Below are 15,098 nucleotides of genomic sequence, written 5' to 3'. Positions count from 1 at the left end.
GCCGAAGCATCTCTACCGAGGAAGTAATTATTTACTCTCGCGGTAGAGATGCTTCGGCTGCGCTCAGCATGACGTTCTTATTTCGGGTTTTCTCCTTCTTGTCTACTGCGGGCCGCCCCCACCGCCGGGCGGCGGGCCACCGCCCCCATCGGGCCGGCCACCGCCATCCGGGCGGCCGAAGCCCCGGCCTTCGCCGCGCCCGCCGCCTTCACCTTGCGTGGGTGCTATCACGTTGCCGCTACGAATATTGTAGGTAAACATCAGCATGACGTAGCGCTGGAGGATGGTGGTTTGCACGTCCTCGTAGTAAGCGTCGGTTACGTTGCGCTGAATGGAGCGGTTTTGGCCCAGCAAATCGAAGGCGTACACCCGGATTTCGCCGCGCTGGCCGGGGAAGAGCTTCTTGCCAATGCTAGCATTCCAGAGTAGGTATTGCTGGTTGTAGCCGGCCGAGAGGCCCGAGTAGGCCTGGTGCAGCAGGTCGGTGGCAATGTTGATGCCGGGGCCTACAATCCAGTTCAGACGGAAGCGCGACACCTGCGAGAAGTAATTGGTGTTGAGCCGCGTTTGGAGCGTATTGATGACGTAATTCTGGTTCGAGGTGGTGGAGGCTGTGAAATCCAGATTGGCGCTGATGTTGGAGCTCAGTGTGAGGCCGGCCCCGAAGGTGGGCACACGGGCGTAATTCAGGCCACCGTTTACCAGGCCCGGGGTTTGGGTGAAGCCGGCGTTGGCGCTCAGGTTCACGTTGGTTTTGATGGCCTTGATGGGCTGGCCGTAGCTCACCAGCGAGCGCACCGTGTACTGCTGGCTGAGGTTGGTGGGCTGGATGAGCTGGCCGCCGGCGGGCAGGCGCACGGCGGGCGCGCCCTCAGGCGTCACGATGGTGTCGCGGGCGGCCACGATGGTGCGGTTCGAAATCGGATTCTGGGTGTAAGCCCCAGACAGCAGCGCGAAGAAGTTGCTCGACACTTCGGGGTTCGAGGCCGAGTAGCGGATGTTGAGCGAATGCTGGAATTCCTGGCGCAGCGTGGGGTTGCCGATGGTGAGCTGCAAGGGATTGGAGTTGTTCACCACGGCCTGCAACTGGCTCACGCTGGGCGCGTTGGTATTGGTGCGATAGAACAGCCGCAGGTTCTTCTGCTTCGTGAAGCGGTAGTTGAGCATGGCGTTGGGCAGCACGTTCACGAAGTAGTAGCGCCCGACGCTGGGGCGCGGAAACTGCGCGTCGCTGTATAGCTCCGAATACTGCCCGGCCAGCCCGAAACTAGCTTGGTACTTGGGCGTGATGTGCCGATACGTAAGCCCGCCCGACTGCGTCAGATAATAGTTCTGGAACACGTTGCTCAGGCCATCGTTCTGCTGGCGGGTGTCGCCGGTGAGCACGTCGTAGGTGTATTTGCTCGAGTTGTTGGGCGCGTAGTTGATGGCGTAGTTGCCCTGCAGCACGTCCTGCTTGGTCAGCGCCTCGGTGAGCGAGAGGTTGGCGTTGATGCTGCCGCCGTGCTGGGTGAGGTCGCTGGCCTGGTTGAGGTTATTGAGGCGCGAGCCGGTGTCGGTGGTTTGCAGCGTGGTGTTGCTGTTACGTTGCGTGTAGGTGCCGCCAATGCTGAGACTGGCCGTGCGGCCGGCTTTGGCAAAGCGGTGACGCAGCAGCAGGTCGCCGCCGGTGTTCAGGCCCTTGTTGTTGGAGCCATAGAGGCTGTTGATTTTGCTCTGCGTCGTGTCGGCGCGGCGCGTGAGGCCGTCCACAGTGCTGTTGGCGTCGTTCAGCTGGTAGCTGAAGCGCGGGCGAAACAGGATGGAGTTGGCCGAGTCAATCTTATGTTCCAGGCGCAGGTTGAAGCGCTGGTTAGTGTTGAGGCTGCTGGTGTTGGCGTTCTGGGTGTAGCTGGTGCCGGCCGGCAGCACATACTGACGGTTGGTGTTGCTGTTGAGCGTGTTATCAGCCCTATTGAAGAAGTAGCTGGCCGCTAGGTCGGTTTTCTTGTTCCAGGAATTTGAGTAGTTCAGGCCCACGGCGTTGGTTTTGGTGATGCCGCCGCTCTGGTTCACCAGGAAATCGCCGGCATTGCCGCCGTTGCCGCCGCCACCTCCTCCACCGCCGCGCTGGCCGCCGCGCCCGCCGCCGCCCTGGTTGGAGTTGCCCACAACGCCCAGCAGGTCTTCGGTGCCGAAGTTCTGCTCGTTCACATTGTTGCTCTGGGCCAACACCGACATCCGCTCGTTGCCCTTGAATTTGTTCACGTTGCCGCTGGCCTTGTAGCGCTCCGGCCCCGCGCCAGCCACCACCCGCCCGAAGGTGCCGTTGCGGAATTCCACCTTGGTCACAATGTTTATGGTTTTGGTCGTGTTGCCGTCATCGAAGCCCGAAAAGCGGCTCTGCTCGCTGCGCTGGTCGAATACCTCAATCTTGTCCACCATTTCGGCGGGCAGGTTTTTGAGCACCGCGTCGGGGTCGTTGCCGAAGAAGGGCTTGCCGTCGACCAGCACCTGCTGCACGTTTTCGCCCTGGGCCTGCACCTTGCCATCGGTGCCACGGCTCACGCCAGGCAGCTTGTCGATGAGGTCGCCGGTGGTGGCGTCGGGGTTGGTTTTGAAGGCTTTGGCGTTGAACTGCGTAGTGTCGCCCTTCTGCACCGATTGCGCGGCGGCACCCGTTACTACCACGCCTTTCAGCTGAACGCCGCCGGCCTGCAAGGCCAGCGTGCCCAGCTGCACGGCCGCACCGGCTACGGTCACACTCTGGCGGATTTTCTGGTAGCCCACGAAGGAGGCATCAATTACATACCGTCCGGCGGCCACGTTATCGAACTGAAACCGGCCCTCGGCATCAGCCGCCGCGCCGCTTTTGGTCGAATCAGGCAGGTGAATCAGCAGCACGTTGGCTCCGATGAGGGCCGACTGGTCCTTGCCATCCGTCACGCGCCCGCTCACCGTGGTGGGGGCCTGCGCCCGGGCCACCTGGAGCCCAATCAGCAGGAAAAACAAAACCGTAAAATGCCGCATAGACCTGATTGTATTACTATAAATTTGTCTGACGGTATTCCGAGGTCGAAGGTTGGCCGGGGCCGGCCGCCGCTACTTCTTGCGCAGCAGCAGCAGGCCGTCGCGCAAGGGCAGAAAAACCGTCTCCACCCGCGCGTCCCGGGCCATCTTGTCGTTGAAGGCCCGCACCAGCGGCGTGTCCTTGTCGCCGGATTTCAATTCGTGCGCGGGCAGCACCTTGCCGCCCCACAGCACATTATCGACGATGAGCAGCCCGCCGGGCCGCACCTGGTCAATCACTGCTTCAAAATACGCGTCATTATTCCGCTTGTCAGCATCAATAAAGACCAAATCCCACACTTCATCGACCAGGCCCGGCAAAACGTCGAGCGCCGCGCCGATGTGCAGTCGCACCTGCTCCGTGCGGCCGGCCGCCGCCACGTAGCGCCGGATGCGCGCCTCCTTCTCCGGGTCGATTTCGATGGTGTGCAACAAGCCGTTATCCGCCAGTCCTTCGGCCAGGCACAGCGTGGCGTATCCGCAAAACGTGCCGATTTCGAGAATGCGGCGCGGGCGTGCCAAGTGGCTCAGCATGCTCAGCAAGCGGCCTTGTAGCGGGCCGCTGCTCATACGCGGCATCAGGAGCTGCAAGTGGGTTTCGCGGGTGAGCTGGGCGAGGAGCGGCGGCTCGGGCGCGGTGTGCTGCTCGGCGTAGGCTTGGATGGGGTCCGTCATATCGATATGTAATATTTCCCGCAGAGGACGCGGAATCCTCTGCGGGCTGAAAATCAAGCAAAATTCCGCAGCCGAAATACGAAAACCCGAAAGCACGACTTGCCCGGCCCGTAGCTGGAGCCGACTACCCGGTACAATCCCTCATATCGGTACACATCCGGCCCACCGTCTTCGGCCGGCACTTTGCGGAGCACGCGCACGGGCTGGCCGGTTTCCTCGCTTTTCAGCAGGGCCAGATTGGTACCGGTGGGCACTTGGTCGGTGGTTTGACGGCCGGTTTTGGGGTCGCGGCCACCGTTGCCGGAGTAGCGGATTTCAGGCTCGCCGAATTCGTCGTCCTCGTACTGACCAGCCAGCACGATGCTCTCGGCCCCCAGCGCCTGCGTGCCGCACACGACCGCCCGGCGCGGCCGATGCACGCCGCTAAAGGCTAGCTCAATGCGGTTACGAAAGGTGTCGCCCGGCCGGTAACTGCCTACGTGGCCAAAAACCGGCTGGCCCATTACTTCCCTTCTGGCACGTATTGCAGCACGCTCAGGTGCTCCTCGGTCAGCACTTCGTTGGCCATGTCGCGCAGCTCGATGGCCGAAATCTTCTCGATTTTGCTGAAAATCTCGCTCAGCGGCTCCACGCGGCCCAGGTCCAGGGTGCTTTTGCCGAGGAGTTGCATCATGCCACCGTTGCTTTCCTCGCTCATGGCGAGCTGGCCCATGAGCTGGTGCTTAGCCGTATGCAGCTGGTTGGTGGTCAGCTCTTTTTCGCGCAGCAGCTTCAGCTCCTTTTGCACCAGGCCCAGCGTTCGCTTCACCTGTTTGCCCTCGGTGCCGAAGTAGATGCCGAACAAGCCGGTGTCGGTGTAGGGCGAATACGTGCTGTCGATGGTGTACACGAGGCCGTATTTCTCGCGCACGGCCAAGTTGAGGCGCGAATTCATGCCGGGGCCGCCGAGGATGTTGTTCAGCATGAAAAACGGGATGCGGCGCGCATCGTTCAGCGAATACGCCGGGCCGCCCACCAAGCAATGTGCCTGCGAGATGGGCCGGGTTTCGGTCTGCGTTTTGCGCTCGTAGCTGCCCACCGGGCGGCGGGTGCGCGGGCCCAGCCGAGCCGGCAACGGGGCCAGAAATTTATCGGCCAGCTTCTTAACCGCCTCAAACGGCAGGTTGCTCACCGAGCTGAATACCAGCCGGTCGGTGCGCATCTGCTCCTGCAAGAAGGCGTGGAAATCGGCCGTCTGGAAGCGGCTCACACTCTCGCGGGTGCCCAGAATGTTCACGCCCAGCGGGTGGTCGCCGAACACGACGGTATCAAAATCATCAATAATGGCATCTTCCGGGGCATCCTGGTACATGCTCATTTCTTCCAAAATCACGCCCCGCTCCTTCTCCACCTCGCGGCCGGGAAAGACGGAATTGAACGTCAAATCGGTCAGCAGCTCAAATGCCCGCTCGAAGTGCGTGCTGAGCAGCGAGGCGTAGAAGCAGATTTTTTCCTTGGTGGTGTAGGCGTTCAGCTCACCGCCCACGGTTTCGAGACGGTTGAGGATGTGGAACGACTTGCGTTTCTCGGTGCCTTTGAAAGCCATGTGCTCCCAAAAGTGGGCTAGGCCCTGCTGGTGCGGGGCCTCATCGCGCGAGCCAATGTCGAGCAAAAACCCGCAATGCGCTATTTTAGTGTGCAGTACCTGCTTGTGTAAGAGGCGGATACCGTTAGGATATTCGTGAATGTGATAATCGAGCATAAGTAAAGCAAAGGTACCTAGCGTGGACTTTGTAGTCTGCGTCCCAGAACGATGTTATTATAAATGGCGCGGGACAAACGGCGGGGCGACGCGGACTACAAAGTCCGCGCTACATCAACCGGCAAGGTGGCCAGTATTTGCCCCACCTCAATGCCATAAGCGCAGCGAAAGTGCCCCAGCGGACAGACGGCGTGCCCGTGCAGCCCGCACGGCCGGCAGGCCAGCTCTTCCTTGGTTTCCACAATGAAAGAAACTGGGCTCAGCGGCCCGAACCCAAACGCCGGTACCGTGCTGCAAAACACCGCCGTGACCGGCGCGCCTACGGCCGAGCACAGGTGCATCGGGGCCGAGTCGTTCACGTAGTTCATCACCGCCCCGCGCATGAGCGCGGCTGAGGCCAGCAAGCCGATTTTGCCGGCAATGCTGGTCACGTTGTCGCGGCCGCTGGCGGCCGCCAGGCGTTCGCAGGCGGCAACGTCAGGCGGGCCGCCCAGCAGGTACACCCGCACATTTTGGGGCAGGGCGGCCAGCAACTCCAGCCACTTGGCTTCCGGATATTGCTTGGTGAACCAGACCGATGTCGGGGCCAGGCAGATATAAGGGCCGGCCGTGGCGTAAGGCGCTACCGCTGCTTCATCCACGGCCGAGGGGTAGAGCCGGGGCGGCACCAGCGGCGTGGGGACCGCGTCGGTGAGCAAGCGCAGGTTGCGCGTCACCTCATGCGTACCGTCACCAATGGCGTGAGGTACGCGGCGAGTGAAAAACCGACTCAATGGGTTTTTGGCGAAGCCGATGCGCTCCCGGGCTTTGGAAAATGCCGTGAGAAAGCCCGTGCTGGCAAAGCGCTGCAACGTGACCACCCGGCCGTATTGCGCGGCCCGAATCTGGCCCAACAAGTCCCACAACGCAGCGTATTTGCGGTGTTTTTTATCCCAAATCAGCACTTTGCGCACGTGCGGGTGGCCGGCCAGCAGGCCCTCGTTGCCGCGCCGCACCAGCACGTCGACGGGCGTGGCGGGCTCGGTCTGGTGCAGGTATTCCAGGAGCGCCGTCATCAGAATAACGTCGCCGATGAAGGCGGTTTGGATGAGCAGCGTGGCGGGCGGGGCAGGAGTCGTGGGCACGGCACGAAATTACGGCGTTGCGGGTACGCTTTCTTTGGTTCCGGCTGCCGCCTTGGCTCAAGGCCAGGCAAAAAGCAAAGGACATGCGGCACCGGCCAGCGCAATCTACGCCTGGCCAATACCACATGTCCTTACCAGTTCTGCAACGAAATTCCAGCCGGTGCAGCTACGTCAGCTGCGTGGGCCGGTTCACTACTTCTTCCAACGAAATCAGGGTTTCGGTGCGCTCAATGCCGTCAATCGGCTGAATGCGGTCGTGGAGTACGTCGCGCAAATGCTGGGTGTCGCGGCATACCAGACGGGCAAAAACCCCATACGCGCCGGTGGTGAAGTGAATGCTCACCACCTCCGGTATTTCCCGCAGCTGCTGCACCACGCTGGTATAGACCGAGCTTTTCAGCAGGTAAATACCGAGGAAGGCGCTCACGCCGTAGCCCAGTTTCTGGTAATCGATGCGTAGGGTAGCGCCCTGCACGATTCCCAGCTCTTCGAGGCGGGCCATTCGCACGTGTACGGTGCCGCCCGAAACGTTGACTTTGCGGGCGATTTCGGTGTACGGCATTTTCGCATCCTGAATCAAAAGATTGAGAATGTTGCGGTCGGTGTCATCAAGTTCGTAATTTCTGGCCATTTTTTGCAGAAAGGAGTTGGAGAGTGTATCGAATTAAACGCTAAAAATTAAATTTATTGCAAAGTTCTCGTTAAATGAAAGAATTATTTGCATCATCTAACCAAGCAACTTACATTTGTCATAATCCTAGGCAGAAGGCCACGGTGCTACGTAAGAACCTATCAGCGTTTGAAGCAAGACCGATAACTCGGCAATGTTACACGCTAAGTTCTTCACAAAAGGAAACTTCCTTTTGTTACGGCCGCGGTTGGATACGGAGGAGAAGAGGGGAAAACGAGGCCGCGCATCTGGGTGGGTGCGCTCCTCACACTTGTAAGAGGCGGCCTCTGGGTGGGGGCCGCCTCTTCGTGCTTTAAATCGTTTGTGGGCTGTCTCTGCTACCGCCACGGGATTAATCAACTGGTTTTCAGCGGGCCGCCACCGGGCCGCGCTGATTGCGAAACTGCTTCGAGCCAGCTTGCAAAAAGGTGCTGAATTGCGCCACGTCGGGCTCATAGGCAATAGGCGCTACCAGGGGCTTGCTGGTTGCATCATCGGGGTCAAGAATTACATAATAAGGCTGGGCATTGATGCCGTAGCGCGTTATCTGCAGGTCGGCATTCTGCTTGCCGAGGGTGGTTTTCAGCTGGTTATCGTGGGTGGAGGTGTACCACTCGTTCTGAGGCAGTTCGGTTTTATCGTCTACGTACAGGGCCACCACCACGTAATCGTTGCGGAGTTGGGTGAGCACCTGCGGGTCGCTCCACACCGTGGCTTCCATCTTGCGGCAGTTCACGCAGGCGTGGCCGGTGAAATCAACAAAAATGGGTTTGTGCTGGAGTCGGGCCACGCGCTTGGCCTGCTCCAGGTCGAAGTAGCCGTTGAGGTTGTGGGGCAGTTCCAGGAAATCGCCGAAGCGGGGGACTTCCGAGGCGGCAGTGGCGCTGGTGGCTACGGCGGGCGCGGGGCCGCCTTCAGCCGTGGCCAGCGAGAAATCGTGCTTGCTCTGGGGCGGCAGATAGCCGGCCAGCAGCGGCAGCGGTGCGCCAAACAGGCCCGGCACCAGGTACACGGTGAAGGCGAAGGCCAGCACGGCCATCAGCAGGCGGCCCACGCTGAGGTGGTCGAGGGGCGAGTCGTGCGAGAGGCGGAACTTGCCCAACAGGTAGAAGCCCAGCAGCGCGGAGAGCACAATCCAGAGCACGATGTACACGTCGCGGTTGAGCAGGTGCCAGTGGTAGGCCAGGTCAGCGGTGCTGAGGAATTTCAGGGCCAGCATCAACTCAATAAAGCCGAGCACGACTTTCACCGTGTTCAGCCAGCCGCCGGAGCGGGGCAGGCTTTTCAGCCACGAGGGGAAGATGGCAAACAGCGTGAACGGCAGCGCAAACGCCAGCGAGAAGCCCAGCATGCCCACAATGGGCGTAATCCGCTCACCGCGCGCGGCCATGCTCAGGATGCTGCCCACGATGGGCGCGGTGCACGAAAACGACACCACTACCAGCGTGAGGGCCATGAAGAAGATACCAGCCCAGCCGCCTTTATCGGCCTGCGCATCCACCGTATTTACAATCTGGTGGGGCAGCGTGATTTCAAACAAGCCCAGAAACGACAGGCCGAATACCACGAAAACCACGAAGAAAATCAGGTTTGGAATCCAGTGCGTGGCAATGAGGTTAGGGCCGTCTTCGCCCAGCAGCACCGATACGAGCACGCCCATCAGCACATAAATACCGATGATGCTGGCCCCGTAAACAAGAGCCTTGAAGATGCCACGCTGGCGACTGTCGTTGCCGCTGGTGAAGAGCGAAACCGTCATTGGCACCATCGGGAACACGCAGGGCGTGACCAGCGCGGCCAAGCCGAAGGTGAAGGCCAGCAGCGCGAAAGCCCACAGGCCGCCGGCTTTATTCACGGGGTCGGCGTTGAGCGCGACATCAGCCACGGCCGGCGCGGGGGCTGCTTTGGTTTCGGGAACGGCGCTGGCGGCTGGGGCAGCGGGCTGTGCAGGTGCGGGGGTAGCAGCTATTTGGGCGGCAACTGTGTCGCGGGCCAAGGCGGGCGTGGCAGGCTGCGCGGCAACTGAGGCGGCGGCAGGCGCAGTGGCTACTTCCGTTTTAGCAGGAGTAGCGGCGGGCGGCACGGCCCCGGTGGTTTTGGCGGGAGCAGCCGCCCCAGTCACATTCAGCGGGCCGAATTTCAGGGTTTCGTTGCCGGGCACGCACTTGCCGTCCACGCTGGTGCAGCTCTGGTAGTCGGCATCGGCCGAGATGGTGAGCGGGCCGGGCTGGAGGACTTTGATGCGCTGACGCATCTGGCCGGTTTTTTCCCAGAAGGCCACTTCGCCCTTGAAAACCTCGTCCTGCTCGTGGTGCGATTTGATGGCCTGGAGCTTGCCCACCACTTCATAGGCCGGGCTGGGCTTGAACTTGAGCGTGAACACCACCGGGCCGACTTCATCGCTGAAATCGGAGGCGTAGAGGTGCCACTTGTCGTCGATGCGGGCGTTGATGATGAGTTCGACCTCGTCGCCCACTTTGGCAGTGGGCTTGCTCAGGGTGGTGCTCAGGTGGGTGGGCGTGAGAATCTGGGCGGTGGCCGGCCCCATCAGGCCCAGCCAGAGCAGCACCGCAGTCAGTATCCGAAAATTCTTCATTGGTAATTGAATGACGCGTTATCGTTGGCCACGCCTGGCTCCCTGTTAACCGGAAAAGGCGCGCTCTCGTTGCAATTGCCCCGGTTGGGGGCCACGGGTAGTCGCCTCAACCGGCTAGGGCTTACACCCGCTTCGGGGCCCAAAATTAGGTCGTGCTACATGACAAACGGGTGAGTTAAAAGTTCAGCACGCCAACCACCTGCGTCAAACTGCGTACTTTTGGCCTACAAAGGCCCCCAGACCGACCGCGTCGCGGGGGCCGCCGACATGGGTTTACAAATACTATTTACCGTTTTACTCGTCTTAGTAAACGGATTTTTCGTGGCTGCCGAATTCTCGCTGATTCGCGTGCGCCTCTCGCAACTGGAGATTAAAGCCAAGGAGGGCAGCCGGCTGGCCGGCCAGGCCCTGGGCGTGCTCCACAAGCTCTACGACTACCTTTCGGCCACGCAATTGGGCGTCACCATTGCTTCCCTGCTATTGGGTGCGGTGGGCGAAGAGCTGTTCACGGAAATATTTTTGGGCTTCCTGCCGCGGCTGGGCTTGCCCATTTCGGCCCTCACAGCGCACAGCCTGGCCGTGGCGATGGGGCTGATTGTCCTCACGTTCATGCACGTATTGTTCGGCGAGCTTTTCCCGAAGGCGCTGGCCATTCAGCGGCCCGAAGCGGTGAGCCTGGCCTTGGTGCTACCCCTGCGCGGCTTCTATTTCCTCACCCGGCCCCTCACCTGGTTTCTCTCCAAAGCCAGCAACCTGATGCTGGGCGCGGTAGGCATCCAGAATGTGCACGGCACGGAGGCCCACACCTCCGACGAATTGCGCCTGCTGCTTGACCAGAGTAAGGAAAGCGGCGAAATTCAGGACTCGGAGCACGAGCTGATTGAGAACGTGTTTCAGTTCAACGACCGCATGGTGAAGCAGATTATGGTGCCCCGCACCAAGCTCTCGGCCTTGGACGTGAACGCGCCCGCCGAGCAGCTGCTCGACACCATTTTCAGCGAAGGCTTTTCGCGCATGCCGGTGTACGAGGGCAACATTGACAACATCGTGGGCGTGCTCAACGTGAAGGACCTGCTGCCCATCATCCGGCGCGGCGAGGCCGTGGAACTGGCCCGCATCATGCGCCCGCCCTACTTCGTGCCCGAAACCAAGAAAATCAACCGCCTGCTGCGCCAGTTCCAGCGCAAGCACATCGTGATGGCCATCGTGAGCGATGAGTTCGGCGGCGTGTCGGGCATCGTCACCATCGAGGACATCATGGAAGAGCTGGTGGGCGAAATCCAGGACGAGTACGACAACGAGGTGCCCGTGGTGGAAAAAGTGGCCGACGACGAATACCGCGTGAACCCTGCCACGCCCATCTCCGACGCCAACGAATTCCTCCCCTACCCCCTGCCCGAGGGCGAAGACTACGAAACCGTGGGCGGTCTGCTCAACGTCATCTACGGCAGCATCCCGGAAGTGGGCGACGTGGCCGTGCTCGACCCCTACGAGTTCCGCGTGTTGCAACGCTCGCGCCGCGCCGTGGAGCTGGTGCAGCTCCGCATCACCACCCCCGCCGAGCGCGAAGCCCCACGAGGCGAACTCAGCGACGAAGTGTAATTCTGATTTTCAACCGAAAGTAAAAAGCCCGTCTGATGAATCAGACGGGCTTTTTGCTTTCGGTTGAAAATAGTTTATTGCTGTAACCAACTGGCATAAGTCTGGTAATTGGCTGCGGTGCGCTTCAACCCTTCGCGCTGGGCTTCTGTCACGAGCTTGATTTTTTTGGCGGGTACGCCGGCATAGAGAAAGCCGGGCTCGCACACGAAGTTCTCCAGCACCACAGCCCCGGCCGCGATGATGCAACCTGTGCCCACCACGGCGTGGTCCATCACGATGGCCCCCATGCCGATGAGCACGTCGTCCTCCACAGTGCAGCCGTGCACCAGCGCCCGGTGCCCGATGCTGACGCGGCTGCCAATGTTGAGCGGGGCCTTCTGGTAGGTGCAGTGCAGCACGGCCCCGTCCTGGATATTGGTTTCGTCGCCGATGCGGATGCTGTGCACGTCGCCGCGAATGACGGCCGTGAACCAGACGGTGCATTTAGCACCCAGCACCACATCGCCGATGATGGTGGCGTTGTCTGCAACATAGCAGTCGGCGGGAATGGTGGGCGTGATGCCGTGAACGGGGAGGATGAGGGCGGGCATGGGAATGGACTATTTGCTAAAATAAGGAACGGTCATGCTGAGCGAAGTCGAAGCATCTCTACCGCAATAGTAAATCCTTTTGATTGGATTACTTCCTCGGTAGAGATGCTTCGACTTCGCTCAGCATGACGTTCTTTTATACTGTTCTACGCCACCCCAATCAGCCGCTTCCACGTCCCTTTTTCCCAGTTATACTTGAGCGTACTCGGCAGTGCCTGCCAGAAGTATTTACTGGTTTCCACTGCGAAGCTGGGCTGCATGTAGCAGTTGATGGTGCAGCCCTCGCAGGCGGGCAGGCGGCCTTCGAGGGCGGCCAGGCGCTGGGTTTCGGGGGCGTTGTAGAGGTCGAATAATTTGCCTTCGATGGGAAATTTCTGTTCGCCGAGGTGGTAGCAGGGCAGCACCAGTTCGTTGCTGGGCGAGATGACCAGCGTGGTGCTGGCGGCCCGGCACACGGGCGCGGCTACGTGGTTGCCGCCATCGCGCCGCAGCTCGATAAAGGCTTCGTTCAGGTACACGCCCTTGCGCTTGCCGAAAGCGGAGAGGTAGTCCAGCTCCTCGGGGGTGAGCTGCTCGCCGGTTTCCACGTCGCCGTACTCGAAGGCGGGGTTGAGGATGAGCACGAGGCCGTTGGGCTGGGTGATGTCGCGGTACACGGCCTCCAAATCCGCCAGGTTTTTGCGGAAGACGGTGAAGAGGATGTCAGGCCGCTCACCCAGCTCTTTGGCTACACGAATGCTTTCGAGCACGAAATCGTAGCAGGCTACGCCCCGACCTAGGTCGTGGGTGTCACGGTCGGCCGAGTCGAGGGAGAAGTGGAGCATATCCACTTTGCCGCGCAGCTTTTCCGCGTTTTTGGGGTATAGCAGGCCGTTAGTCGTCACTGTTGTGATGAAGCCCAGTTCCCGTGCCAGCCCCAGAAACTCGGGCAGTTGCCGGTGCAGCAGCGGCTCGCCGCCCGTGAAATCAATGACGGACACGCCCAGCCGCTTGAGGTCGCGCAGGTTGCGGTCCACGTCCTCAAGGGTGATGTAGGGCGAGGGCTTCTCCCAGATGTCGCAAAACGCACACTTCGCATTGCATCGGTACGTGACGTAGTAATTGCAGAGAACGGGGTGCTTGACGAGGCGCATGGCGTAAAGGTACAGTCCCCTGAACGTCATGCTGAGCGCAGCCGAAGCATCTCTACCGCGCAAGTATTCATTTACTATTGCGGTAGAGATGCTTCGGCTGCGCTCAGCATGACGTTCAGATAGTTGTTGTTAATGCGGCAGCTTGCCCCAGGCGGCCGGGTCCCATTGTGTGGGCGTAGCGGCCAGTGCCTCCGCCGTGGCTTCCCCAAAATGCTCCTGATAATAATTGCAGAAGCCCTTCAGTGGGCACCGCGCACAGTTGGGCCGCAGGAAAAAGCAAATCTGCTGCCCGTGCCAGTAGTTATGCTTGTGGAAGTTGAACAGCGTCTCGGCATCGGCCGGCAGCAGGGCCAGCAGCACGCTATGCGCCTTCTCTACTGATACTTTCGGCCCCAGAAACCCCACTCGCTGCGCCACCCGATGCACGTGCGTATCAACGGGCAGCACCGGCTTGTGATAATTAAAAAGCAGCACCAACGAAGCCGTTTTCAGCCCGATACCGGGCATATCGGTGAGCCAGGCCATGCCCTTTTCGGTGGGCCAGTCGGCCAGAAAATCCAAGTCGAACGGCCCGCCCGTTTCGGCCCGGATGCGCCGCAGGATTTCCTGGATGCGCGGGGCCTGGGTATCGGGCCAGCGCGTGGTGCGGATGGCATGGGCCAGTTCCGGCGTGGGCGCAGCCTCTACGCCGGCCCAGTCGCCGAAGGCTTCCAGCATGCGGTCATAGGCCAGTTCTTCGTCGGCGTGGGTGGTACGGTGCGAGAGGACGGTGGAAATGAGCTCGCGCATAGGCGTGCGGCGCGGCTCGGGCGGCAGGTGGCCGTAGAAATGGTCGAGAATCTGGTGGTCGGCCCAGGCTTTTTCGGCGGCGGGCGAGGCGTAGGTAGCGTCGGGAGAAGGCATGGCGCGTTGTACCGTTTAGCTCCGGGCAAAGTTGCCCGACCGCCAGCGTTTAGACTCCGCTCTGTTTTAACGGCATAAAAAAAGGCGACCAAGCTGGTCGCCTTTTTAGTTGAATACCGGCTGCTCTTACACAGCCGGCTTTGTCTTACAGCTGGCCTTTCTTGGCGGCCTTCTGCATCTTCTCGTTGGCGAAGATGGCCACTTCTACGCGGCGGTTAGCAGCTTTGCCAGCAGCGGTGCTGTTGTCGCCCACGGGCTGAGTCGAGCCGTAGCCTTTGGCTGTGATGCGGGCTGCATCTACGCCCTGGCCCTGGATTTCATTCGACACCGCCTGAGCACGACGCTCCGAGAGGGGCTGGTTGATGGCATCCGAACCCGAGCTGTCGGTGTGGCCTTCGATTACGACGTTGGTGTCGGCGTATTTTTTCAGCGTGGTGGCCAGCTGGTCGATGTTGCCGGCAGCTTCCGGGGTCAGGCTCGACGAGTTGGTGCCGAACAGGATGCCCGAAGCGAAGGTGATTTTGATGCCTTCACCCACGCGCTCTACGGTAGCGCCTTCCAGGTCGCGGCGCAGCTCAGCGGCAGCCTTGTCCATTTTGCGGCCGATGAGGGCACCAGCGGTACCACCCACCACGGCGCCAATGATAGCACCTTTGGCCGTGCCCGACTTACCACCAATCAAACGACCAGCTACGCCACCGGCCACCGCGCCACCCAGGCCGCCAATGATGCCGCCTTTGAGGGTTTTGCTCATGCCTTTCGGCTTATCCGTCGAAACGGTGGTGGTCTGGGCTTGCGCGAAGTTGTTTACCAGCAGCAGGGCGAACAGAAACGCAAGAGAGGAACGAAGAAATTTCATGTTTGAAAAAGGGTTTGGATAAAAAACGCCGGCCAGAAAGCACAGCTCGTGAATTGGCCGGCAAGTACGCCATTTGCAACCACCTTGCCAAACTATCAGGGGCCGGCAGGTCTTTTGGCACGCCCAACCTTGTGGCTGGCTCGTTCAGCCACAAAAA

General features: G+C 60.6%; 12 protein-coding genes. 1 reads left to right on the top strand and 11 read right to left on the bottom strand.

Annotated features, from left to right (window positions below):
• Nucleotides 1–102: 102 nt before the first annotated feature.
• The 7 genes from AAFH49_RS18110 to AAFH49_RS18080 form a co-directional block, all read right to left on the bottom strand.
• Nucleotides 103–3,009 carry an outer membrane beta-barrel protein gene (locus AAFH49_RS18110; RefSeq protein ID WP_342300390.1) on the bottom strand — a complete coding sequence of 969 codons (2,907 nt, stop codon included), beginning with the start codon at nt 3,007–3,009 and terminating at the stop codon, nt 103–105.
• Between the two features lie 72 nt (nt 3,010–3,081).
• The gene (locus AAFH49_RS18105; protein WP_342300388.1) at nt 3,082–3,723 is read right to left on the bottom strand and encodes an O-methyltransferase; all 642 of its coding nucleotides are present in this window, start codon (nt 3,721–3,723) and stop codon (nt 3,082–3,084) included.
• A gap of 53 nt (nt 3,724–3,776) precedes the next feature.
• The gene (locus AAFH49_RS18100; protein WP_342300387.1) at nt 3,777–4,226 is read right to left on the bottom strand and encodes a YDG/SRA domain-containing protein; all 450 of its coding nucleotides are present in this window, start codon (nt 4,224–4,226) and stop codon (nt 3,777–3,779) included.
• Nucleotides 4,226–5,464, bottom strand: coding sequence for a M16 family metallopeptidase (locus tag AAFH49_RS18095; RefSeq protein WP_342300386.1), 1,239 nt, complete (start codon nt 5,462–5,464; stop codon nt 4,226–4,228). Before AAFH49_RS18095 ends, AAFH49_RS18100 begins: the two co-directional genes overlap by 1 nt.
• 95 nt (nt 5,465–5,559) lie before the next feature.
• Nucleotides 5,560–6,588, bottom strand: coding sequence for a glycosyltransferase family 9 protein (locus tag AAFH49_RS18090; protein WP_342300385.1), 1,029 nt, complete (start codon nt 6,586–6,588; stop codon nt 5,560–5,562).
• A 166-nt stretch (nt 6,589–6,754) separates the two neighbouring features.
• Nucleotides 6,755–7,219: an Lrp/AsnC ligand binding domain-containing protein gene (locus AAFH49_RS18085; RefSeq protein ID WP_168671949.1), complete on the bottom strand. Its 465-nt coding sequence runs from the start codon at nt 7,217–7,219 to the stop codon at nt 6,755–6,757.
• A gap of 406 nt (nt 7,220–7,625) precedes the next feature.
• A complete protein-coding gene (locus AAFH49_RS18080; protein ID WP_342300383.1) occupies nt 7,626–9,854 on the bottom strand; it encodes a protein-disulfide reductase DsbD family protein in 2,229 nt (742 codons plus the stop codon).
• Nucleotides 9,855–10,121: 267 nt separating this feature from the next.
• Here AAFH49_RS18080 and AAFH49_RS18075 point away from each other — a divergent pair, with 267 nt between their 5' ends.
• Nucleotides 10,122–11,456 carry a hemolysin family protein gene (locus AAFH49_RS18075; protein WP_342300391.1) on the top strand — a complete coding sequence of 445 codons (1,335 nt, stop codon included), beginning with the start codon at nt 10,122–10,124 and terminating at the stop codon, nt 11,454–11,456.
• A gap of 74 nt (nt 11,457–11,530) precedes the next feature.
• Here AAFH49_RS18075 and AAFH49_RS18070 read toward each other — a convergent pair whose 3' ends face one another.
• From AAFH49_RS18070 to AAFH49_RS18055, 4 genes are all read right to left on the bottom strand, one after another.
• The gene (locus AAFH49_RS18070) at nt 11,531–12,046 is read right to left on the bottom strand and encodes a gamma carbonic anhydrase family protein (RefSeq protein ID WP_342300381.1); all 516 of its coding nucleotides are present in this window, start codon (nt 12,044–12,046) and stop codon (nt 11,531–11,533) included.
• Between the two features lie 146 nt (nt 12,047–12,192).
• Nucleotides 12,193–13,179 carry a radical SAM protein gene (locus tag AAFH49_RS18065; protein WP_342300379.1) on the bottom strand — a complete coding sequence of 329 codons (987 nt, stop codon included), beginning with the start codon at nt 13,177–13,179 and terminating at the stop codon, nt 12,193–12,195.
• A gap of 129 nt (nt 13,180–13,308) precedes the next feature.
• Nucleotides 13,309–14,082, bottom strand: a complete 774-nt coding sequence (locus AAFH49_RS18060) for an endonuclease III domain-containing protein (RefSeq protein ID WP_342300377.1) — start codon at nt 14,080–14,082, stop codon at nt 13,309–13,311.
• Between the two features lie 145 nt (nt 14,083–14,227).
• Entirely contained in the window at nt 14,228–14,941 is a 714-nt protein-coding gene (locus AAFH49_RS18055) for a YiaD family glycine zipper/OmpA-like lipoprotein (RefSeq protein WP_342300376.1), read from the bottom strand.
• Nucleotides 14,942–15,098: the final 157 nt, after the last annotated feature.

This window comes from Hymenobacter segetis, assembly GCF_038448715.1.
In the GTDB taxonomy this organism is placed as follows: Bacteria; Bacteroidota; Bacteroidia; order Cytophagales; family Hymenobacteraceae; genus Hymenobacter; species Hymenobacter segetis.
This window is presented reverse-complemented; position numbering and strand designations above follow the sequence as displayed.